General features: G+C 71.4%; 20 protein-coding genes. 18 read left to right on the forward strand and 2 right to left on the reverse strand.

Translation table 11 applies throughout. The features are described 5' to 3' along the window. Positions 1–113: 113 nt before the first annotated feature. From OG534_RS30105 to nusB, 3 genes are read left to right on the forward strand one after another with little or no spacing between them, the layout of a single operon-like run. Positions 114–1,220 carry an aminopeptidase P family protein gene (locus tag OG534_RS30105; protein ID WP_326592198.1) on the forward strand — a complete coding sequence of 369 codons (1,107 nt, stop codon included), beginning with the start codon at positions 114–116 and terminating at the stop codon, positions 1,218–1,220. A 59-nt stretch (positions 1,221–1,279) separates the two neighbouring features. Next, the gene (gene efp / locus OG534_RS30110; RefSeq protein WP_189972641.1) at positions 1,280–1,846 is read left to right on the forward strand and encodes an elongation factor P; all 567 of its coding nucleotides are present in this window, start codon (positions 1,280–1,282) and stop codon (positions 1,844–1,846) included. Between the two features lie 3 nt (positions 1,847–1,849). Next, entirely contained in the window at positions 1,850–2,284 is a 435-nt protein-coding gene (nusB, locus tag OG534_RS30115; protein WP_326592200.1) for a transcription antitermination factor NusB, read from the forward strand. A 218-nt stretch (positions 2,285–2,502) separates the two neighbouring features. On the opposite strand, the gene bldD is transcribed toward nusB, so the two are convergent. Then, positions 2,503–3,003 carry a transcriptional regulator BldD gene (gene bldD / locus OG534_RS30120; RefSeq protein ID WP_007263032.1) on the reverse strand — a complete coding sequence of 167 codons (501 nt, stop codon included), beginning with the start codon at positions 3,001–3,003 and terminating at the stop codon, positions 2,503–2,505. A 288-nt stretch (positions 3,004–3,291) separates the two neighbouring features. Between bldD and pyrR the strand changes: the two genes are divergently transcribed. The 14 genes from pyrR (at position 3,292) to OG534_RS30190 (ending at position 19,988) form a co-directional block, all read left to right on the forward strand. Further along, positions 3,292–3,867, forward strand: a complete 576-nt coding sequence (gene pyrR / locus OG534_RS30125; protein ID WP_326592206.1) for a bifunctional pyr operon transcriptional regulator/uracil phosphoribosyltransferase PyrR — start codon at positions 3,292–3,294, stop codon at positions 3,865–3,867. A gap of 111 nt (positions 3,868–3,978) precedes the next feature. Next, positions 3,979–4,971: an aspartate carbamoyltransferase catalytic subunit gene (locus OG534_RS30130; RefSeq protein WP_326592208.1), complete on the forward strand. Its 993-nt coding sequence runs from the start codon at positions 3,979–3,981 to the stop codon at positions 4,969–4,971. A 2-nt stretch (positions 4,972–4,973) separates the two neighbouring features. Next, positions 4,974–6,260 (forward strand): dihydroorotase, encoded by a 1,287-nt coding sequence (locus tag OG534_RS30135; protein ID WP_326592210.1) that lies wholly within the window; start codon positions 4,974–4,976, stop codon positions 6,258–6,260. Then, the gene (locus tag OG534_RS30140) at positions 6,257–6,838 is read left to right on the forward strand and encodes a PH-like domain-containing protein (protein ID WP_326592211.1); all 582 of its coding nucleotides are present in this window, start codon (positions 6,257–6,259) and stop codon (positions 6,836–6,838) included. The genes OG534_RS30135 and OG534_RS30140 overlap by 4 nt, the downstream gene beginning before the upstream one ends. Further along, positions 6,835–7,998 (forward strand): glutamine-hydrolyzing carbamoyl-phosphate synthase small subunit, encoded by a 1,164-nt coding sequence (gene carA, locus OG534_RS30145; protein WP_326592213.1) that lies wholly within the window; start codon positions 6,835–6,837, stop codon positions 7,996–7,998. The genes OG534_RS30140 and carA overlap by 4 nt, the downstream gene beginning before the upstream one ends. Then, positions 7,991–11,299 carry a carbamoyl-phosphate synthase large subunit gene (gene carB, locus OG534_RS30150; protein ID WP_326592215.1) on the forward strand — a complete coding sequence of 1,103 codons (3,309 nt, stop codon included), beginning with the start codon at positions 7,991–7,993 and terminating at the stop codon, positions 11,297–11,299. Before carA ends, carB begins: the two co-directional genes overlap by 8 nt. Before the next feature lie 90 nt (positions 11,300–11,389). Beyond that, positions 11,390–12,499 carry a quinone-dependent dihydroorotate dehydrogenase gene (locus OG534_RS30155; protein ID WP_326592216.1) on the forward strand — a complete coding sequence of 370 codons (1,110 nt, stop codon included), beginning with the start codon at positions 11,390–11,392 and terminating at the stop codon, positions 12,497–12,499. A 2-nt stretch (positions 12,500–12,501) separates the two neighbouring features. After that, complete coding sequence (gene pyrF, locus OG534_RS30160) at positions 12,502–13,335, forward strand: orotidine-5'-phosphate decarboxylase (RefSeq protein ID WP_326593942.1); 834 nt, start codon at positions 12,502–12,504, stop codon at positions 13,333–13,335. Positions 13,336–13,637: 302 nt separating this feature from the next. Continuing rightward, positions 13,638–13,961 carry an integration host factor gene (locus OG534_RS30165; RefSeq protein ID WP_030008746.1) on the forward strand — a complete coding sequence of 108 codons (324 nt, stop codon included), beginning with the start codon at positions 13,638–13,640 and terminating at the stop codon, positions 13,959–13,961. A 61-nt stretch (positions 13,962–14,022) separates the two neighbouring features. Beyond that, positions 14,023–14,586, forward strand: coding sequence for a guanylate kinase (gene gmk / locus OG534_RS30170; RefSeq protein ID WP_326592219.1), 564 nt, complete (start codon positions 14,023–14,025; stop codon positions 14,584–14,586). A gap of 72 nt (positions 14,587–14,658) precedes the next feature. Further along, a complete protein-coding gene (gene rpoZ, locus OG534_RS30175; RefSeq protein ID WP_004948662.1) occupies positions 14,659–14,931 on the forward strand; it encodes a DNA-directed RNA polymerase subunit omega in 273 nt (90 codons plus the stop codon). Positions 14,932–15,057: 126 nt separating this feature from the next. Beyond that, positions 15,058–16,272 (forward strand): bifunctional phosphopantothenoylcysteine decarboxylase/phosphopantothenate--cysteine ligase CoaBC, encoded by a 1,215-nt coding sequence (coaBC, locus tag OG534_RS30180; protein ID WP_442807254.1) that lies wholly within the window; start codon positions 15,058–15,060, stop codon positions 16,270–16,272. 196 nt (positions 16,273–16,468) lie between these two features. Then, complete coding sequence (gene metK, locus OG534_RS30185; protein ID WP_030965755.1) at positions 16,469–17,677, forward strand: methionine adenosyltransferase; 1,209 nt, start codon at positions 16,469–16,471, stop codon at positions 17,675–17,677. Between the two features lie 178 nt (positions 17,678–17,855). After that, positions 17,856–19,988, forward strand: coding sequence for a primosomal protein N' (locus tag OG534_RS30190; RefSeq protein ID WP_326592226.1), 2,133 nt, complete (start codon positions 17,856–17,858; stop codon positions 19,986–19,988). Between the two features lie 153 nt (positions 19,989–20,141). On the opposite strand, the gene OG534_RS30195 is transcribed toward OG534_RS30190, so the two are convergent. Next, a complete protein-coding gene (locus tag OG534_RS30195) occupies positions 20,142–20,690 on the reverse strand; it encodes a hypothetical protein (RefSeq protein ID WP_326592227.1) in 549 nt (182 codons plus the stop codon). A 261-nt stretch (positions 20,691–20,951) separates the two neighbouring features. On the opposite strand from OG534_RS30195, the gene fmt reads away from it, so the two are divergent. Beyond that, positions 20,952–21,896 (forward strand): methionyl-tRNA formyltransferase, encoded by a 945-nt coding sequence (gene fmt, locus OG534_RS30200; protein WP_326592228.1) that lies wholly within the window; start codon positions 20,952–20,954, stop codon positions 21,894–21,896. Positions 21,897–21,915 lie beyond the last annotated feature (19 nt).

The following is a 21,915-nucleotide window of genomic DNA, read 5'->3' on the forward strand; positions in this document are numbered from 1 at the left end:
CCGACCCCGTACGGTGCGCCGCGCACCCGTGCCCGGCGACGCGCGCGGCGCGGGCCGCCCGACCGGACGCGCTCGCCGGGCCGGATCCGTCCGGCGCTCGTACGCTCGAAAACATGTCAGACGTGTACGCCGCCCGCCGGGGCCTGCTTCGCGACCGATGCGCTGCTGCGGGGAACTCCGCCGCACTGATCACGCGTCCGGCGAACGTCCGCTACCTCACCGGGGCGTCCCCGCTCGGCGCCGTGCTGCTCGTCGGGCCCAGCGAGGACCTGCTCTTCTGCGCCGGCGTGCCCACCGGCGAGGCCGACGAGGGGCGCCTCGACGAGCGCCTGAGGGTCTCCGTCCTCGGGGGTCCCGGCGGGGACCCGGCCGTCGCGGCCGCCGACATGGCCGCCTCTGTACGGGCCGACTCGCTCGCCGTCGAGGAACACCACCTCACCGTCGGCCGGCACCGGGCCCTGCGCTCCGTGGCGCCCAAGCTGCACCTCGCCGACCTGGGGACCGCCGTGGAGCAGCAGCGCCTCGTCAAGGACGAGGAGGAGATCGCCTGCCTGCGGATCGCCGCCGAGATCGCCGACCAGGCCCTGGGCGAGCTGCTGGAGTCGATCCTCGTCGGCCGCACCGAACGGCACCTCGCCCTGGAGCTGGAGCGGCGGCTGGTCGACCACGGGGCGGACGGCCCCGCCTTCCCGACCTCCGTGGGCACGGGCCCGCACTCCGGACGCTCCCGGCACCGGCCCTCCGACCGCAGGGTGGAGGAGGGCGACTTCCTCTCGGTCTGCATGGGCGCCAACTACCGCGGCTACCGGTGCGAGATCGGCCGCACCTTCGTGATCGGCACCAGCCCCGCCGACTGGCAGATCGAGCTGTACGACCTGGTCTTCACGGCCCAGCGGGCCGGGCGCGAGGCGCTGGTGCCCGGCGCCGCGTACCGGGACGTGGACCACGCGGCACGTTCCGTCCTGGACTCCGCGGGCCACGCGGAAGCCCTCGCTCCGTCGATGGGACACGGCGTCGGCCTCGAAATCGACGAGGACCCGCAGCTTGCACCTACGGCAATGGGTAAACTGGACGCTTGCGTGCCGGTCACCGTCGAACCGGGGGTTCACCTCCCGGGCCGGGGAGGTGTCCGGATCGATGACACGCTCGTCGTGCGCCCCGAGGCGGACGGCGGTCCCGAGCTACTCACCATTACGACCAAGGAGCTGCTCGCGCTCTAGTCCGCTCCGTCGGACTGTGCGCGCACCCGTGGTCTTCCAGTGCAGGAGATTCCGCAACCGTGGCTTCCACGAACGACCTCAAGAACGGCATGGTGCTGAAGCTCGACGGGGGCCAGCTCTGGTCCGTCGTCGAGTTCCAGCACGTCAAGCCCGGCAAGGGCCCGGCCTTCGTGCGCACCAAGCTGAAGAGCGTGATGTCCGGCAAGGTCGTCGACAAGACGTTCAACGCCGGCACGAAGGTCGAGACGGCCACCATCGACCGCCGTGACATGCAGTTCTCCTACATGGACGGCGAATACTTCGTCTTCATGGACATGTCCACCTTCGACCAGCTGATGGTGGACAAGAAGGCTGTCGGCGACGCCGCCAACTTCCTGATCGAGGGCTTCACCGCCTCCGTCGCCCAGCACGAGGGCGAGGTGCTCTACGTCGAGCTCCCGGCCGCGGTCGAGCTCAAGATCGAGCACACCGACCCGGGCGTCCAGGGCGACCGCTCCACCGGTGGCACCAAGCCCGCCACCCTGGAGACCGGCTACGAGATCCAGGTCCCGCTCTTCGTCACCACCGGCGAGACGGTCAAGGTCGACACCCGCACCAGCGACTACCTCGGCCGGAAGAGCAACTAACCCGTGGCTGCTCGGAGCAATGCGCGCAAGCGCGCTTTTCAGATCCTTTTCGAGGCCGACCAGCGTGACGTGCCCGTTCGCGAGGTCCTCGCGGACTGGATCCGCCACGCGCGGTCGGACGACCGGCAGCCGCCGGTCAGCGCCTTCACGATGGATCTCGTCGAGGGGTACGCCGACAAGGTGAACCGCATCGACGACCTGATCGTCACCTACGCCGTGGACTGGGAGCTCGACCGCATGCCGGTCGCCGACCGGAACATCGTGCGGCTCGGCGCCTACGAGCTGATCTGGGTGGACGACACCCCGGACGCCGTGGCCATCGACGAGGCCGTCCAGCTGGCCAAGGAGTTCTCGACGGACGAGTCGCCCTCGTTCGTGAACGGGCTGCTGGCCCGCTTCAAGGACCTGAAGCCGAGCCTGCGGCGCAGCGAGAGCTGACCGCACGGCTCACCACCGGCACCGCCATACGGAAGGGCCCGCAGCGTACGCGTTGCGGGCCCTTCCGTATGGGGCGGGTGGTGAGCCGTGCGGGGACTGTCGTGCGGCTCCCGCGGATCCCGCAGGAGCCGCGGAGACGAAAAAACCGGTGGGCGCCGGACCCCCGCAAGGGCCCGGCGCCCACCGGTAAACGTTTCTGCTGGTCTGGAGCGTGAGACTCAGATGTCCTCGTGCGCCACGGCGCGACGGGCATCCGCGTCCAGCACGCCCCAGCTGATCAGCTGCTCGGTCAGGACCGAGGGGGACTGGTCGTAGATGACGGCCAGGGTGCGCAGGTCGTCCTGGCGGATCGACAGCACCTTGCCGTTGTAGTCGCCGCGCTGGCTCTGGATCGTCGCCGCGTATCGCTGCAGCGGGCCGGCCTTCTCGGCCGGGACGCCCGCCAGGCGCTCCAGGTCGAGACGCAGCTTCGGCGGCGGCTCGGCAGCCCCGCCGGGAGTCGTGCCCGGCAGCAGTTCCTGCACCGGCACCCCGTAGAAGTCCGCCAGCTCGGCAAGGCGCTGGACGGTCACGGCGCGGTCCCCGCGCTCGTAGGAACCGACCACCACGGCCTTCCAACGGCCCTGGGACTTCTCCTCGACACCGTGGAGGGAAAGGCCCTGCTGGGTGCGGATGGCGCGGAGCTTGGCCCCGAGCTGTTTGGCGTATTCGCTGGACATAACGCTCCCGGACGCTGTGACGCTGTGACTACATGAACACTGCGACTACATACCTTCATGCGGCTCCGCCGCGCGGCTGGTAACTCACTGTGAGGTTACGCAGCGTTACTTGGATGAGTCAAGCCGAATGGTCTCCATCGCCCCCTCGAGAGGGGTCCCAGCAGCCCCTCGGGAGCCCCCGCGCACCGGCCCGGTGCCGAGACACCGGCTGCGCCCTGGTACCTTGGCAGAGGTACATCAGACGTCCTTTAAGGTCCGTCCCGTGAGGCGGAGAAGGAGGTCCTTTTCATGGACACTCAGCAGCACGCCGATTCCATGCGCCCCGTACTCGAGGCGCAGGACATCGCACGGGTCCTGACCCGCATCGCCCACGAGATCGTCGAACGCGCCAAGGGCGCCGACGACGTGGTGCTCCTCGGCATTCCCACCCGCGGCGTCTACCTCGCCCGCAGGCTGGCCGCCAAGCTCGAAGAGATCACCGGCACCAAGATCCCGGTCGGTTCGCTCGACATCACCATGTACCGCGACGACCTGCGGATGAAGCCCGCCCGCGCGATCGGCCGCACCGAGATCCCCGGCGACGACCTCGACGGCCGCCTCGTCGTCCTCGTCGACGACGTGCTCTTCTCCGGCCGCACGATCCGCGCCGCCCTCGACGCCCTCGGCGACCTCGGCCGCCCCCGCGCCGTCCAGCTCGCGGTCCTCGTCGACCGCGGACACCGCGAACTGCCGATCCGCGCCGACTACGTCGGCAAGAACCTCCCCACGTCGCTGCGGGAGACGGTCAAGGTCCAGCTCCAGGAGGAGGACGGCCGTGACGCCGTGCTGCTCGGCCAGCGGACCGCCCAGGCAGCCGGGCAGTAGCCCGTACGGGTGACGGGCCCCCGCGGGGTCCGCGCCGCACTCTGCCCTGCCCGCTCGCACCTCCGCCCGTCAGGCCGCCCGCCTGCCCTCACGACCCACGGAGCCATCCAGATGAAGCGCCACCTCATCTCGGCCGCCGATCTCACGCGCGACGACGCCGTCCTGATCCTCGACACCGCCGAGGAGATGGCCCGCGTCGCGGACCGGCCGATCAAGAAGCTGCCCACCCTGCGCGGCCTCACCGTCGTCAACCTCTTCTTCGAGGACTCGACCCGCACCCGGATCTCCTTCGAGGCGGCCGCCAAGCGGCTCTCCGCCGACGTCATCAACTTCTCCGCCAAGGGTTCCTCCGTTTCCAAGGGCGAATCCCTGAAGGACACGGCGCTGACGCTGGAGGCCATGGGCGCCGACGCGGTCGTCATCCGCCACCACGCCTCCGGCGCCCCCTACCGGCTCGCGACCTCGGGCTGGATCGACTCCGCCGTCGTCAACGCGGGCGACGGCACCCACGAGCACCCCACCCAGGCCCTGCTGGACGCCTTCACCATGCGCCGCCGCCTGGTCGGCCGCGACGCCGGCCTCGGCAAGGACCTGTCGGGCCGCCGGATCACCATCGTCGGCGACATCCTGCACAGCCGCGTGGCCCGCTCCAACGTCCACCTGCTGCACACCCTCGGCGCCGAGGTCACCCTCGTGGCGCCGCCCACCCTCGTCCCGATCGGCGTCGAGTCCTGGCCGTGCGAGGTCTCGTACAGCCTCGACGACGTGCTGCCGAAGTCCGATGCGGTGATGATGCTGCGTGTGCAGCGCGAACGCATGAACGCGGCCTTCTTCCCGACCGAGCGCGAGTACTCCCGTCGCTACGGGCTCGACGGCGACCGCATGGCGAAGATGCCCGAGCACGCCATCGTGATGCACCCGGGCCCGATGAACCGCGGCATGGAGATCACCGCCCAGGTCGCCGACTCCGACCGCTGCACGGCCGTCGAGCAGGTCGCCAACGGCGTCTCCACCCGGATGGCCGTCCTGTACCTGCTGCTCGGAGGCTCCGAGCCCGCCGTCACCACCACCCCCGCCGCCACGCGCACCGAGGAGACCAAGTAACCATGAGCAAGATCCTGATCCGTGGCGCGAAGGTACTCGGCGGCGAGGCGCTGGACGTCCTGATCGACGGCGAGACCATCGCCGAGGTCGGACGGAACCTGTCCGCCGAGGGCGCGACCGTCATCGAGGCCGAGGGCCAGGTCCTCCTGCCGGGCCTCGTCGACCTGCACACCCACCTGCGCGAGCCCGGCCGCGAGGACAGCGAGACCGTCCTCACCGGCACCCGCGCCGCCGCCTCCGGCGGCTACACCGCCGTGTTCGCCATGGCGAACACCTTCCCGGTCGCCGACACCGCCGGCGTCGTGGAGCAGGTCTGGCGCCTGGGCAAGGAGTCCGGCTACTGCGACGTGCAGCCCATCGGCGCCGTCACCGTCGGTCTGGAGGGCAAGCAGCTCTCCGAGCTGGGCGCCATGCACGAGTCCGCCGCCCGCGTCACCGTCTTCTCCGACGACGGCAAGTGCGTCGACGACGCCGTGATCATGCGCCGCGCCCTGGAGTACGTGAAGGCCTTCGGCGGCGTCGTCGCCCAGCACGCCCAGGAGCCCCGCCTCACCGAGGGCGCCCAGATGAACGAGGGCGTCGTCTCCGCCGAGCTGGGCCTCGGCGGCTGGCCGGCCGTCGCCGAGGAGTCGATCATCGCCCGCGACGTCCTGCTCGCCGAGCACGTCGGCTCCCGCGTCCACATCTGCCACCTCTCCACCGCCGGCTCCGTCGAGATCGTCCGCTGGGCCAAGTCCCGCGGCATCGACGTCACCGCCGAGGTCACCCCGCACCACCTCCTCCTCACCGACGAGCTCGTCCGCTCCTACAACGCGGTCTACAAGGTCAACCCGCCGCTGCGCACCGAGCGCGACGTGCTGGCCCTGCGCGAGGCGCTCGCCGACGGCACGATCGACATCGTCGCCACCGACCACGCCCCGCACCCGCACGAGGACAAGGACTGCGAGTGGGCCGCCGCCGCCATGGGCATGGTGGGCCTGGAGACCGCGCTCTCCGTCGTCCAGCAGACGATGGTGGAGACCGGACTGCTCGACTGGGCGGGCGTCGCCGAACGGATGTCCTTCGCTCCCGCGCGCATCGGCAGCCTGGAGAACCACGGCCGTCCCGTCTCGGCAGGTGAACCCGCGAACCTGACCTTGGTCGATACCTCGTACCGTGGTGTCGTGGACCCCGCACAATTCGCCTCCCGCAGCCGCAACACGCCTTACGAGGGCCGTGAGCTGCCGGGGCGCGTCACTCATACCTTCCTGCGGGGCCGGGCAACGGTCGTGGACGGGAAACTGGCGTGACACCTGCAGTAATCCAACTGGCCGCCGAGGCCGCCGAACGACAGTCGGCGGAGGTGACCAGTGTCGGCGCCCGCATCGCGTGGGTGATCGGCCTGATCGTCTTCATCGCGTTCGTGTACTGGCTGATGCGGCAGGGCTGGAAATGGCGCGGCGCCCTGCAGAGCGATCTGCCGGAGCTGCCCGCCGCCCCCGACGGTCTCCCCGCGCACCGGCTGGCCCTGACCGGCCGGTACCACGGCTCCACCACCGCCGGGCAGTGGCTCGACCGGATCGTCGCCCACGGTCTGGGCGTCCGCAGCCGGGTCGAGCTCACGCTCACCGACGCGGGCCTGGACGTGGTCCGACCGGGGGCCACCGACTTCTTCGTACCGGCCGCGCAGCTGCGCGGCGCCCGCCTCGACAAGGGAATCGCGGGCAAGGTACTCACCGAGGGCGGTCTGCTCGTCGTCACATGGGCGCACGGCGACAAGCTGATCGACTCCGGATTCCGCTCCGACCGCGCGGCCGAACACGCCGCCTGGGTCGAAGCCCTCAATCTCATGAACTCATCCATCACGACGGAAGGCGCCGAACGATGACGACCTCCACCAGGGGAGCAGCCAAAGCTCCCGCCGTACTCGTCCTGGAGGACGGTCGGATCTTCCGCGGCCGCGCCTACGGCGCTGTGGGGGAGACCTTCGGCGAGGCCGTGTTCTCCACCGGCATGACCGGCTACCAGGAGACCCTCACCGACCCGTCGTACCACCGGCAGGTCGTCGTGATGACCGCCCCGCACGTGGGCAACACCGGCGTCAACGACGAGGACCCCGAGTCCTCCCGCATCTGGGTGGCCGGCTACGTCGTCCGCGACCCCGCCCGCGTCCCCTCCAACTGGCGCTCGCGGCGCTCGCTGGACGAGGAGCTCGTCAAGCAGGGCGTCGTCGGGATCTCCGGCATCGACACCCGCGCCCTGACCCGCCACCTGCGCGAGCGCGGCGCCATGCGCGTCGGCATCTTCTCCGGCGAGGCCTGGGTCGGCATCCGCGACGAGGCACTGCTGGCCAAGGTCCAGTCCCAGCCGCAGATGAAGGGCGCGAACCTCTCCGCCGAGGTCGCCACCAAGGAGGCGTACGTCGTCCCCGCGATCGGCGAGAAGCGCTTCACCGTCGCCGCCGTCGACCTCGGCATCAAGGGCATGACCCCGCACCGGATGGCCGAGCGCGGCATCGAGGTGCACGTGCTGCCCGCCACCGCCACCGTCGAGGACGTGTACGCGGTCAACCCGGACGGCGTGTTCTTCTCCAACGGCCCGGGCGACCCGGCCACCGCCGACGGCCCCGTCGCCGTCATGCAGGGCGTGCTGGAGCGCAAGACCCCGCTCTTCGGCATCTGCTTCGGCAACCAGATCCTCGGCCGCGCGCTCGGCTTCGGCACCTACAAGCTGAAGTACGGCCACCGCGGCATCAACCAGCCGGTGCAGGACCGCACCACCGGCAAGGTCGAGATCACCGCGCACAACCACGGCTTCGCCGTCGACGCGCCCCTCGACAAGGTCTCGGACACCGCCTACGGCCGCGCCGAGGTCTCCCACGTCTGCCTGAACGACCAGGTCGTCGAAGGCCTCCAGCTGCTCGACCAGCCGGCCTTCTCCGTCCAGTACCACCCCGAGGCGGCCGCCGGCCCGCACGACGCCGCGTACCTCTTCGACCGCTTCACGTCTTTGATGGAAACCGCCCTGATGGAGGCCGAGCGTGCCTAAGCGCACCGATATCCAGTCCGTCCTGGTCATCGGCTCCGGCCCGATCGTCATCGGACAGGCCGCCGAGTTCGACTACTCCGGCACCCAGGCCTGCCGCATCCTCAAGGCCGAGGGCCTGCGCGTCATCCTGGTCAACTCCAACCCCGCGACGATCATGACCGACCCGGAGATCGCCGACGCCACGTACGTCGAGCCGATCACCCCCGAGTTCGTCGAGAAGATCATCGCGAAGGAGCGCCCCGACGCGCTGCTCCCGACCCTCGGCGGCCAGACCGCGCTGAACACCGCGATCTCCATGCACGAGCAGGGTGTGCTGGAGAAGTACGGCGTCGAGCTCATCGGCGCCAACGTCGAGGCCATCAACAAGGGCGAGGACCGCGACCTCTTCAAGGGCGTCGTCGAGGCCGTCAAGGCCAAGATCGGCTACGGCGAGTCCGCCCGCTCGGTCATCTGCCACACGATGGACGACGTCATCAAGGGCGTCGACACCCTCGGCGGCTACCCCGTCGTCGTGCGCCCCTCCTTCACCATGGGCGGCGCCGGCTCCGGCTTCGCCCACGACGAGGACGAGCTGCGCCGCATCGCCGGCCAGGGCCTCATGCTCTCCCCGACCACCGAGGTGCTCCTGGAGGAGTCCATCCTCGGCTGGAAGGAGTACGAGCTGGAGCTGATGCGCGACACCAAGGACAACGTGGTCGTCGTCTGCTCCATCGAGAACTTCGACCCCATGGGCGTCCACACCGGTGACTCGATCACCGTCGCCCCGGCGATGACGCTCACCGACCGCGAGTACCAGCGGCTGCGCGACATCGGCATCGCGATCATCCGCGAGGTCGGCGTCGACACCGGCGGCTGCAACATCCAGTTCGCGATCGACCCGACCGACGGCCGCGTCATCGTCATCGAGATGAACCCGCGCGTCTCGCGCTCCTCGGCGCTCGCGTCGAAGGCCACCGGCTTCCCGATCGCCAAGATCGCCGCCAAGCTGGCCATCGGCTACACGCTCGACGAGGTCCCCAACGACATCACCGAGAAGACCCCGGCCTCCTTCGAGCCGTCCCTCGACTATGTCGTCGTCAAGGCCCCGCGCTTCGCCTTCGAGAAGTTCCCGCTCGCCGACGCCACCCTCACCACCACCATGAAGTCGGTAGGCGAGGCCATGGCCATCGGCCGCAACTTCACCGAGGCCCTCCAGAAGGCCCTGCGCTCCCTGGAGAAGAAGGGCTCGCAGTTCACCTTCGTCGGCGAGCCCGGTGACAAGGACGAGCTGCTGCGCACCGCGGTCCGCCCGACCGACGGCCGCATCAACACCGTCATGCAGGCCATCCGCGCCGGCGCCACCCAGGAGGAGGTCTTCGAGTTCACGAAGATCGACCCCTGGTTCGTCGACCAGCTCTTCCTCATCAAGGAGATCGCGGACGAGCTGACCGCCGCCGACAAGCTCTACCCCGAGCTGCTCGCCGAGGCCAAGCGCCACGGCTTCTCCGACGCCCAGATCGCCGAGATCCGCGGCCTGCGCGAGGACGTCGTCCGCGAGGTCCGGCACGCGCTGGGCGTCCGCCCGGTCTACAAGACGGTCGACACCTGCGCCGCCGAGTTCGCGGCGAAGACCCCGTACTTCTACTCCTCGTACGACGAGGAGTCCGAGGTCGCGCCCCGCACCAAGCCCGCGGTGATCATCCTGGGCTCCGGCCCGAACCGCATCGGCCAGGGCATCGAGTTCGACTACTCCTGCGTCCACGCCTCCTTCGCGCTCAGCGACGCCGGCTACGAGACCGTGATGGTCAACTGCAACCCGGAGACCGTCTCCACCGACTACGACACCTCCGACCGCCTGTACTTCGAGCCGCTGACGCTCGAGGACGTGCTGGAGATCGTCCACGCGGAGTCGCTGGCGGGCCCCATCGCCGGTGTCATCGTCCAGCTCGGCGGCCAGACCCCCCTGGGTCTCGCGCAGGCGCTCAAGGACAACGGCGTGCCCGTCGTCGGCACCTCGCCCGAGGCCATCCACGCCGCCGAGGACCGCGGCGCCTTCGGCCAGGTCCTCGCCGAGGCCGGCCTGCCGGCCCCCAAGCACGGCACCGCCACCACCTTCACGGGTGCGAAGGCCATCGCCGACGAGATCGGCTACCCGGTCCTCGTCCGCCCGTCCTACGTGCTGGGCGGCCGCGGCATGGAGATCGTCTACGACGAGACCCGCCTCGAGTCGTACATCGCCGAGTCCACCGAGATCTCCCCGACCCGCCCCGTGCTGGTCGACCGCTTCCTCGACGACGCGATCGAGATCGACGTCGACGCCCTCTACGACGGCCACGAGCTCTACCTCGGCGGCGTCATGGAGCACATCGAGGAAGCCGGCATCCACTCCGGCGACTCGGCCTGCGCCCTGCCCCCGATCACCCTCGGCGGCTACGACATCAAGCGCCTGCGCGCCTCCACCGAGGCCATCGCCAAGGGCGTCGGCGTCCGCGGCCTGATCAACATCCAGTTCGCGATGGCCGGCGACATCCTCTACGTCCTGGAGGCCAACCCGCGCGCCTCCCGGACCGTCCCCTTCACCTCGAAGGCGACCGCCGTCCCCCTCGCGAAGGCCGCCGCCCGCATCTCGCTCGGCACCACCATCGCCGAGCTGCGCGCCGAGGGCCTGCTGCCGAAGACCGGCGACGGCGGCACCCTGCCGATCGACGCGCCGATCTCCGTCAAGGAGGCCGTCATGCCGTGGTCGCGCTTCCGCGACATCCACGGCCGCGGCGTGGACACCGTCCTCGGCCCGGAGATGCGCTCCACCGGCGAGGTCATGGGCATCGACGCCGTCTTCGGCACCGCCTACGCCAAGTCGCAGGCCGGCGCCTACGGCCCGCTGCCCACCAAGGGCCGCGCGTTCATCTCCGTCGCCAACCGCGACAAGCGCTCGATGATCTTCCCGGCGCGTGAGCTGGTCGCCCACGGCTTCGAGCTGATGGCCACCTCGGGCACCGCCGAGGTGCTGCGCCGCAACGGCATCAACGCCACCGTGGTGCGCAAGCTCAGCGAGGGCGAGGGCCCGAACGGCGAGAAGACCATCGTCCAGCTGATCCACGACGGCCAGGTCGACCTGATCGTCAACACCCCGTACGGCACCGGCGGCCGCCTCGACGGCTACGAGATCCGCACGGCGGCCGTGGCGCGCAGCGTCCCGTGCCTGACCACGGTCCAGGCGCTCGCCGCCGCCGTCCAGGGCATCGACGCGCTCAACCGCGGCGACGTGGGCGTGCGCTCCCTCCAGGAGCACGCGGAGCACCTGACCGCGGCCCGCGACTAAGCAGCCCGTACAGCCCGGACACGGGGAGGGGGACACCGGTTTCACGACGGGTGTCCCCCTCTTCACGAGCGCAGAGGGATCTTCTCGACGATGTACAAAATCTTCTTCAACCTGGTCTTCAAGCGGATGGACCCGGAGCAGGCCCACTACATGGCCTTCCGCTGGATCCGCCTCGCGGCCCGCACGCCCGTGCTGCGCACCTTCCTCGCGGCCTGGCTCGCCCCGCGCCACAAGGAGCTGCGTACGGAGGCCCTGGGCCTGCGCATGCACGGCCCCTTCGGGCTCGCCGCCGGCTTCGACAAGAACGCCGTCGCCATCGACGGTATGTCGATGCTCGGCTTCGACCACATCGAGATCGGCACGGTGACGGCCGAGGCGCAGCCCGGCAACCCGAAGAAGCGGCTCTTCCGGCTCGTGCCGGACCGCGCGCTGATCAACCGGATGGGCTTCAACAACGAGGGCTCGGCGGCCGTCGCGGCCCGCCTGGCGGCTCGCGAGGCCGTTTTCCGGACCGTCGTCGGCGTCAACATCGGCAAGACGAAGGCCGTGCCGGAGGAGGAGGCGGTGGGGGACTACGTCGCCTCCACCGAGCGGCTCGCCCGCCACGCCGACTACCTCGTGGTGAACGTCTCCTCCCCGAACACCCCGGGCCTGCGCAACCTCCAGGCCACCGAGTCGCTGCGGCCGCTGCTGACGGCCGTACGGGAGGCCGCGGACCGGGTGGTCACCGACCGCCGGGTGCCGCTGCTGGTCAAGATCGCGCCCGACCTCGCGGACGAGGACGTCGACGCGGTCGCGGACCTGGCGCTGGAGCTGGGCCTGGACGGCATCATCGCGACGAACACCACCATCGCGCGGGAGGGGCTGGGCCTGAAGTCCTCCCCGGACCTCGTGAAGGAGACCGGCGGGCTCTCCGGCGCCCCCGTCAAGGAGCGCTCGCTCGAGGTCCTGCGCCGCCTGTACGCCCGTGTGGGGGACCGGCTGGTCCTGGTCGGGGTCGGCGGCATCGAGAACGCCGAGGACGCCTGGCAGCGGATCCTGGCCGGTGCCACGCTGATCCAGGGGTACAGCGCCTTCATCTACGAGGGCCCGTTCTACGCCCGCGCCATCCACAAGGGCCTGGCCGCGCGCCTGGCCGTCAGCCCGTACGCGACGCTCGCCGACGCGGTGGGCGCCGAGACCCGAAAGGCCGCCCAGTGACTGTGACCCCGTTCGGCACCCGCCTGCGCGCCGCGATGGACTCCCGCGGCCCGCTGTGCGTGGGCATCGACCCGCACGCCGCCCTGCTGGCGCAGTGGGGCCTCCAGGACGACATCGCGGGCCTGGAGCGCTTCTCCCGCACGGTCGTCGAGGCGCTCGCCGAGTCGGTGGCGGTCTTCAAGCCGCAGGCCGCCTTCTTCGAGCGGTTCGGCTCCAAGGGCGTCGCCGTCCTGGAGCAGACCGTCGCGGACGCCCGGGCGGCCGGGACCCTGGTCGTCATGGACGCCAAGCGGGGCGACATCGGCTCGACCATGGCGGCGTACGCCTCGGCCTTCCTGGACCCGTCCTCGCCGCTGTTCTCGGACGCGCTGACGGTCTCCCCGTACCTGGGCTACGGCTCGCTGAAGCCGGCCGTGGAGCTGGCCCGGGAGTCGGGCGCGGGCCTGTTCGTGCTCGCCCTGACCTCGAACCCGGAGGGCGCGGAGGTCCAGCGGGCGGTCCGGGAGGACGGCCGCACCATCGGCGCGACCATGCTGGCGCACCTGGCGGCGGAGAACGCGGACGCCTCCCCGATGGGGTCCTTCGGCGCGGTGGTCGGCGCGACCCTGGGCGACCTGTCCTCCTTCGACCTGGACATCAACGGGCCGCTGCTGGCCCCCGGCATCGGCGCGCAGGGCGCGACGGCGGCGGACCTGCCGGCGGTGTTCGGCAAGGCCGTGCGCAATGTCGTCCCGAACGTCTCGCGGGGCGTCCTCAAGCACGGTCCGGACGTGGCGGCCCTGCGCGACTCTGCGCGCCGGTTCGCCGACGAGATCCGCGAGGCCGTCTCGGCGTAGCGGGCCACCTGCGAGGTCTCGTTCGCACCTCTCGGCGCGGCGTCTCGCACTCCTTGGCGAAACTCGAACGTCTTTCCTCGGACAAAACGGGGGTATTTTGTCCGTGATGTACGGTTCAGTGGAGGCTGACCAGGACTTTTCGTCCGTTCTCGCTGACTGGAGCGGTGTTGGCCGCTAGTCTCCGAGCAGAGTGAACGAGCAGCGAACGAATTCCGTCGCTGTTCGGGGGCTCGCCTGGTGTGGTGCCCTCGGGTTACCCACCGGTCCGTATCCGACAGTTCGACATCCGAGGTGACGTAGGCGTGGCTCTTCCGCCCCTTACCCCTGAACAGCGCGCAGCCGCGCTCGAAAAGGCCGCCGCGGCTCGCCGGGAGCGGGCCGAGGTGAAGAATCGACTCAAGCACTCCGGCGCCTCGCTCCAAGAGGTCATCAAGACGGGCCAGGAGAACGACGTCATCGGCAAGATGAAGGTCTCCGCCCTGCTGGAGTCTCTGCCTGGCGTGGGCAAGGTGCGCGCCAAGCAGATCATGGAGCGTCTCGGCATCTCCGAGTCCCGGCGTGTCCGAGGTCTCGGTTCCAACCAGATCGCCTCTCTGGAGCGCGAGTTCGGCAGCACCGGCGCCTGAGGCGTCGACTGAAGTTCTCCCGGCGTTCTCAGGCAGTCCTGGGAACCTGGATAATCGCTCTATGGCAGCAGAGGTTCGTCCGCGGCTGACCGTGCTCTCCGGCCCCTCCGGGGTCGGCAAGAGCACGGTCGTCGCGCATATGCGCAAGGTTCACCCCGAGGTATGGCTCTCGGTGTCGGCCACCACCCGCAAGCCGCGGCCCGGTGAGCGACACGGAGTCCACTACTTCTTCGTCAACGACGACGAGTTCGACAAGCTGATCGCCAACGGCGAGCTGCTGGAGTGGGCCGAGTTCGCGGGCAACCGCTACGGCACACCGCGCGGCGCGGTGCTGGAACGCCTGGACAACGGCGAGCCGGTACTGCTGGAGATCGACCTCCAGGGCGCACGACTCGTCCGCGAGTCCATGCCCGACGCCCAGCTGGTCTTCCTGGCTCCCCCGAGCTGGGACGAGCTGGTCCGCCGGCTGACCGGCCGGGGCACCGAATCGGCCGAGGTCATCGAGCGCCGGCTCGCCACCGCCAAGATCGAACTCGCTGCCGAGTCCGAGTTCGACACCACCCTGGTCAACACCTCCGTCGAGGACGTTGCGCGCGAGCTGCTAGCCTTGGTGGCAGTTGTCTGATCGTTGATCGATGTTTTGAATCGATCGATACCAGGACGGCCCCATCTTTCACCCATCTTCGGAAGGTAGAGCGTGTCCTCTTCCATCACTGCGCCCGAGGGCATCATCAACCCGCCGATCGACGAGCTGCTCGAGGCCACGGACTCGAAGTACAGCCTCGTGATCTACGCGGCCAAGCGCGCGCGTCAGATTAACGCGTACTACTCGCAGCTCGGTGAGGGCCTGCTCGAGTACGTCGGCCCGCTGGTGGACACCCACGTCCACGAGAAGCCGCTTTCGATCGCGCTGCGCGAGATCAACGCGGGTCTGCTGACCTCCGAGGCCATCGAGGCCCCGGCCCAGTAGGCACCGAGATTCCTTTCACCACAGGCCCGGCAGAACATCTGCCGGGCCTGTGGTGTGTCATGGGTAGGTACGACGGGCAGAGCCGAACGCGTCGGACACGTCGGACAGGTCGAAGGGAAGTGCATGGTGGGTAAGCCGAAGGTCGTGCTGGGGGTCAGCGGCGGGATCGCCGCCTACAAGGCGTGCGAGCTGCTCCGCCTGCTGACCGAGTCCGGCCACGAGGTGCGGGTGGTGCCCACCGCGGCCTCCCTGAACTTCGTCGGCGAGGCCACCTGGGCCGCCCTCTCCGGCAATCCGGCCTCCACCGAGGTGTGGGAGTCCGTCCACGAGGTGCCGCACGTGCGCATCGGACAGAGCGCCGACCTCGTCGTCGTCGCCCCGGCCACCGCCGACATGCTGGCCAAGGCCGCCCACGGGCTCGCCGACGACCTGCTCACGAACACCCTGCTGACCGCCCGCTGCCCGGTGGTCTTCGCCCCCGCCATGCACACCGAGATGTGGGAGCACCCCGCCACCCAGGAGAACGTGGCCACACTGCGCCGGCGCGGCGCCCTCGTCATCGAGCCCGCCGTCGGCCGGCTCACCGGCAAGGACACCGGCAAGGGGCGGCTGCCCGACCCCCAGGAGATCTTCGAGGTGTGCCGGGGGGTCCTGGTCCGCGGGGCGGCCGAGCCGGACCTCGTCGGGCGGCACGTGGTGATCAGCGCCGGCGGCACGCGCGAGCCGCTGGACCCGGTCCGCTTCCTCGGCAACCGCTCATCAGGCAAGCAGGGCTACGCGCTCGCCCGCACCGCCGTGGCCCGCGGCGCCCGGGTCACCCTGGTCGCGGCCAACACGGCGCTGGCCGACCCGGCCGGGGTGGACGTCGTCCGCGTGGGGACGGCCGTCCAGCTGCGGGAGGCCGTGCTCAAGGCGGCCGCGGACGCCGACGCCGTGGTGATGGCCGCGGCCGTGGCCGACTTCCGGCCCGCCGAGTACGCGGGTGGAAAGATCAAGAAGAAGGACGGGCAGGAGCCCGCGCCCGTGGCGCTGGTGCGCAATCCGGACGTCCTCGCCGAGATCTCGGCCGACCGGGCCCGGGACGGACAGGTCGTGGTCGGATTCGCGGCCGAGACCGACGACGTCCTCGCCAACGGCCGGGCCAAGCTCGCGCGCAAAAGGTGTGACCTTCTCGTCGTGAACGAGGTCGGGGAAGCCAGGACCTTTGGATCCGAGGAGAACGAAGCGGTCATCCTGGCCTCCGACGGCTCGGAAACCCAGGTCCCCTATGGTCCGAAGGAAGCCCTGGCGGCCGTGATTTGGGACCAGGTGGCGGTCCGGCTTCCGTCGCGGCGCGCCTGAGCGGATTCCCTTCTCCTGGTCACCTCCGTACGTCAGAATGTGAGTGCCGCAGGTCACACGGCTCCCAGAAGGCGAGACGGGTGGTCCCGGAAACGGTGGCGACCGATAAACTGCATGAGGAACGTGATCGGGCGCAGCCCCCGATGTGGTTCCGCCAAATGATCAGCCAGCAGCCGCTGCAACCCCAGGGAGCGTTGTGTCCCGTCGTCTGTTTACCTCGGAGTCCGTGACCGAGGGCCACCCCGACAAGATCGCTGACCAGATCAGCGACACGATCCTCGACGCGCTCCTCACCGAGGACCCGACCTCGCGCGTGGCCGTGGAGACCCTCATCACCACGGGTCTCGTGCACATCGCGGGAGAGGTGACGACGAAGGCCTACGCGCCGATCGCGCAGCTCGTCCGGGACAAGATCCTCGAGATCGGCTACGACTCCTCGAAGAAGGGCTTCGACGGTGCCTCCTGTGGCGTGTCGGTGTCCATCGGCGCCCAGTCCCCGGACATCGCGCAGGGTGTCGACACCGCCTACGAGAAGCGGGTCGAGGGCGACGAGGACGAGCTCGACAAGCAGGGCGCCGGCGACCAGGGCCTGATGTTCGGGTACGCCTGCGACGAGACCCCCGAGCTCATGCCCCTGCCGATCCACATCGCGCACCGGCTCTCCCGCCGGCTGTCCGAGGTCCGCAAGAACGGGACCATCCCGTACCTGCGCCCCGACGGCAAGACCCAGGTCACCATCGAGTACGACGGTGACAAGGCCGTGCGCCTGGACACCGTCGTGGTCTCCTCGCAGCACGCCTCGGACATCGACCTGGACTCGCTGCTCGCTCCCGACATCCGTGAGTTCGTCGTCGAGCACGTGCTGGCGCAGCTTGTCGAGGACGGCATCAAGCTCGACACCGAGGGCTACCGCCTCCTGGTGAACCCGACCGGCCGCTTCGAGATCGGCGGCCCGATGGGCGACGCCGGCCTGACCGGCCGCAAGATCATCATCGACACCTACGGCGGCATGGCCCGCCACGGTGGCGGCGCCTTCTCCGGCAAGGACCCGTCCAAGGTCGACCGCTCCGCCGCGTACGCGATGCGCTGGGTCGCCAAGAATGTCGTCGCCGCCGGTCTCGCCTCGCGCTGCGAGGTGCAGGTCGCGTACGCCATCGGCAAGGCCGAGCCCGTCGGTCTCTTCGTCGAGACCTTCGGCACCGCCAAGGTCGAGGTCCAGAAGATCGAGGACGCGATCGGCGAGGTCTTCGACCTGCGCCCGGCCGCGATCATCCGCGACCTTGACCTGCTGCGCCCGATCTACGCCCAGACCGCCGCCTACGGCCACTTCGGCCGCGAGCTGCCGGACTTCACCTGGGAGCGCACCGACCGCGTCGACGCGCTGCGCGCGGCCGCCGGTCTGTAGGACCTGACGACGCAACACGTGACACGTACGGCCCCGGACCCTCGCGGTCCGGGGCCGTACGTGTTCCCCGGGCCGTACGTGTTCCCCGCGCCGCACGGGTTCTCGGACCGCGTGGGTTCCCGGGCCGTACGGGTTCCAGGCCGACCCGTTGTCGGTGGCGTTTGGTAAGAATGCGGGTGTGAGCAGCGCGAACGAGCCAGAGCAGCGGGGCGCGGACCAGGGTCCCGACGGTCCGCCGGAGCAGCTTGCGCTGATGCGGGAGATGGTCGCCGAGGCGAAGGCCAAGGCGCCCAAGGCCAAGCCGCGCACCTGGCGGGGGGCCGCCCTGGCCGAGGAGCTGCCCGTCGCCCGGGTCCTGGTGAACAAGGGCGTCCTCCATCTCGACCGGACCTTCGACTACGCCGTGCCCGCCGAGCTCTCCGAGGCCGCGCAGCCGGGGGTCCGCGTCCGGGTCCGCTTCGGGGCCGGATCCCACCAGGTGCACGGCGGCCGCCGCGAAGGTGGCGGTCTCATCGACGGCTTCATCGTGGAGCGCCTCGCCGAGTCCGACTACAACGGAGCCCTCGCCGCCCTCGCCCACGTGGTCTCGCCCGAAGTGGTGCTCAGCCCGCGCATGCTCGCGCTCGCCCGGGCCGTCGCCGACCGGTACGCCGGCAGTCTCGCCGACGTGCTCCAGCTCGCCCTGCCCGCACGGAGCGCCCGCGCCGAGGCCAAGCCCTCACCCGAGCCGCTGCCCCCGCCCGCCGCGCCCGAGCCCGGCGGCTGGGAGCGGTACGGCGCCGGGCCCGGCTTCCTGCGCGCGCTGGCCACCGGCGCCGCCCCGCGCGCCGTGTGGACCGCGCTGCCCGGCCCCGGCTGGGCCGACGAACTCGCCCGTGCCATGGCCGCCACCCTGGCCTCCGGCCGCGGGGCCCTCGCCGTGCTCCCCGACGGGCGGACCGCCGGCCGGGTCGACGCGGCGCTGACCGCCCTCCTCGGCGAGGGACGGCACGCCCTGCTGACCGCAGAATCCGGGCCCGAGAAGCGCTACCGCCAGTGGCTCGCCGTGCACCGCGGCTCGGTGCGTGCCGTCGTCGGCACCCGGGCCGCGATGTTCGCCCCCGTACGGGACCTCGGACTGGTCGCGATCTGGGACGACGGGGACTCCAGCCACAGTGACGACAACGCCCCCTTCCCGCACGTCCGGGAGGTACTGGAGCTGCGCGCGGTCAACGACGGCTGCGGCTTCCTCGCCGGGTCCACCAGCTGCACCGTGGAGGCCGCCCAGCTGGTCGAGTCCGGCTGGGCCCGGCCGCTGGTCGCGAGCCGCGAGACGGTACGGGAGTGCGCCCCGCGGATCCGCACCGTCGGCGACGAACTGCTGGCCCGCGACGAGGCGGCCCGGGCCGCACGACTGCCGAGCCTGGCGTGGGAGACCGTACGGGAAGGGCTGAAGACCGGGCCCGTCCTGGTCCAGGTGCCCCGGCGGGGCTACGTGCCCCGGCTGGCGTGCGAGCGCTGCCGGACCCCCGCCCGCTGTACGGTCTGCGCGGGGCCGCTGGAGGCGCCCGACGCGCGTGACCTGCAGTGCGGCTGGTGCGGGCGGGCAGAGCCGTCCTGGCACTGCGAGGAGTGCGGGTCGCTGCGGCTGCGGGCCCGGGTGGTGGGCGCGCGGCGCACGGCGGAGGAACTGGGACGGGCCTTCCCGGCCGTGCCCGTACGGACCTCCGGGCGCGACCACGTCCTGGACGAGGTGCCGGACCGGCCGGCGCTGGTGGTGTGCACCCCGGGCGCCGAGCCGGTGGCGGCGGGCGCGGGGTACACGGCCGCGCTGCTGCTCGACGGGTGGGCCATGCTGACCCGGCCCGACCTGCGGGCCGGGGAGGACGCGCTGCGCCGGTGGATCGCGGCCGCCTCGCTGGTCCGGGGGGACGGGCAGGTCGTCGTGGTCGCCGAGCCCACGCTGCGGCCGGTGCAGGCCCTCGTGCGCTGGGACCCCGTGGGCCACGCCGTACGGGAGCTCGCGGAGCGGGCCCAGCTCGGCTTCCCACCGGTGTCCCGGATGGCGGCGGTGGCCGGCCGGGGCGAGGCGGTCGAGGCCTTCCTGGCCGGTGCCGGGCTGCCGCCCGACGCCGAGATCCTGGGCCCGGTGCCGCTCGCCGGGCGGCGCGGGGAGCCGTCCCCGGGGGAGCGGGCCCTGGTCCGGGTCCCGCCGGGAAGCGGCGCCGCCCTGGCGGCCGCCCTGAAGTCGGCGCAGGCGGCCCGCATGGCACGGGGCGTCCCTGCGGCGGAGGCGGTGCGGGTCCGGATCGATCCGTTGGACATCGGCTGACGCCGAACGCCGAACGCCGAAGCGGGAACACCGACGCCGGAACGCCGACGCCCCCGGCGGGGCGACCGTGCGGTCGCCCCGCCGGGGGCGGATCCAGGTGCGGCGAGCGGGGACCGGCCGTCGGGGGTCGGCGTCCCGGCGGCGGGACGCGCGTCAGCCGTTGCGCGGACCGGGGAGGGCGGGGGAGCGGGGGGCCTCGCCCAGGCTGCGTCCGGGCGGCCCGGCGGCCGCGGCCTGGGCCTCCTCGCGCATCGGCTGCGGCGGCACCGAGCGGGCGGCCGGGACGGTCGGCAGCGGCCCGAGGGTCCGCGTCGCCGTCCCCTCGGCCAGCGGCTCCGCCGACTCGGCGGACTGCGCCCGGCGGGCACCGTAGCGGCGGTGCACGGCCTGCTTGGTGACACCCAGCGCCGAGCCGACCGCGTCCCACGAGAAACCGAGCGAACGGTCGAAGTCCACCGCAGCGGTGACCAGCGTCTCGACGCTGTCCCGCAGCTCCTGCGCGAGGCGGACGGTGGGCGCGGGCGCCCGGCCGTAGACGACGAAGCCCGTGGAGGGACCTGAGCGGCGCGGGCGGTACACGTTGCCGAGCTGGGCGGTGAGCGTACGCAGAGCATCCACCTGCCGGCGAACCCGCTCGATGTCCCGCACCAGGAGGTGCAGGCTGGCCCGGGCTTGGGCGTCGTGGGTGGCGTGGTCGGCCATGAAGAAGCCTCTCGAACCGGTGCTGAAGGGCGGATCGGGCCGCAGACACCGTTCACACGCGGCCCGTTTTGGTCAATCTCTCTTGACCAACGCGCCACCCGTCGCCCAGGTCACGCTGTGGGGGCGTGTCGGCATATGCGAGAGGCGCGCGGGTGTGCGTACGCCCCCTCAACACCGCAGGTGGGGCGACCGGCAGCCCCCTGCGCCGGCGCCCCATAGACTGGTGCGCTGCTGACAGCCGAGATAGCGAGGTAGGACCCAGTGAAGCTCGTCTTCGCAGGCACCCCCGAGGTCGCCGTACCCGCCCTGGACGCCCTGATCTCCTCCGGGCGGCACGAGGTCGCCGCCGTCGTCACCCGGCCCGACGCACCGGCCGGCCGCGGCCGGCGGCTCGTCGCCAGCCCGGTCGCCGAACGCGCCGAGGAAGCGGGCATCGAGGTGCTCAAGCCCGTCCGCCCCCGCGACCCCGACTTCCAGGCCCGGCTGCGCGAGATCGCCCCGGACTGCTGCCCGGTCGTCGCCTACGGCGCCCTGATCCCCAAGAGCGCCCTCGACATCCCCCGGCACGGCTGGGTCAACCTGCACTTCTCGCTGCTCCCCGCCTGGCGCGGAGCCGCGCCCGTCCAGCAGTCGATCATGGCGGGGGACCAGGTCACCGGCGCCTCCACCTTCCAGATCGAGGAGGGCCTGGACACCGGCCCGGTCTACGGCATCCTCACCGAGGAGATCCGGCCCACCGACACCAGCGGCGACCTGCTCACCCGGCTCGCCTTCGCCGGGTCCGGACTGCTGGCCGCCACCATGGACGGCATCGAGGACGGCACCCTGCGCGCCGTCGCCCAGCCCCACGACGGGATCTCCCTCGCGCCCAAGATCACCGTCGAGGACGCCCGGATCGACTGGGCCGCCCCCGCGATGCGCGCCGACCGCGTGGTGCGCGGCTGCACGCCGGCGCCGGGTGCGTGGACCGTCTTCCGCGGCGAGCGGCTCAAGCTGATCGCGCTGGGCCTGGTGCCCGACCGTACGGACCTGGCGCCGGGCGTGCTGGCCCCGGCCAAGAACAACGTCCACGTCGGGACCGGCTCGCACGCGGTGGAGCTGCTGTGGGTGCAGCCGCAGGGCAAGAAGCCGATGCGGGCCGCCGACTGGGCCCGCGGGGTGCGGATCGCGCCGGGCGAGCGGCTCGGCGGGGCCGACGTAGGCTGAATCCACCCGCGCCGCTCGC

The organism is Streptomyces sp. NBC_01294 (genome assembly GCF_035917235.1).
GTDB lineage: Bacteria > Actinomycetota > Actinomycetes > Streptomycetales > Streptomycetaceae > Streptomyces > Streptomyces caledonius.

Bases quoted from the DNA above. Each gene is read 5' to 3' on its own strand.
- OG534_RS30105 (WP_326592198.1), top strand. From the start codon at position 114: ATGTCAGACGTGTACGCCGCCCGCCGGGGCCTGCTTCGCGACCGATGC.
- bldD (WP_007263032.1), bottom strand. From the start codon at position 3,003: ATGTCCAGCGAATACGCCAAACAGCTCGGGGCCAAGCTCCGCGCCATC.
- pyrR (WP_326592206.1), top strand. From the start codon at position 3,292: ATGGACACTCAGCAGCACGCCGATTCCATGCGCCCCGTACTCGAGGCG.
- OG534_RS30130 (WP_326592208.1), top strand. From the start codon at position 3,979: ATGAAGCGCCACCTCATCTCGGCCGCCGATCTCACGCGCGACGACGCC.
- OG534_RS30135 (WP_326592210.1), top strand. From the start codon at position 4,974: ATGAGCAAGATCCTGATCCGTGGCGCGAAGGTACTCGGCGGCGAGGCG.
- carA (WP_326592213.1), top strand. From the start codon at position 6,835: ATGACGACCTCCACCAGGGGAGCAGCCAAAGCTCCCGCCGTACTCGTC.
- OG534_RS30155 (WP_326592216.1), top strand. From the start codon at position 11,390: ATGTACAAAATCTTCTTCAACCTGGTCTTCAAGCGGATGGACCCGGAG.
- gmk (WP_326592219.1), top strand. From the start codon at position 14,023: ATGGCAGCAGAGGTTCGTCCGCGGCTGACCGTGCTCTCCGGCCCCTCC.
- OG534_RS30195 (WP_326592227.1), bottom strand. From the start codon at position 20,690: ATGGCCGACCACGCCACCCACGACGCCCAAGCCCGGGCCAGCCTGCAC.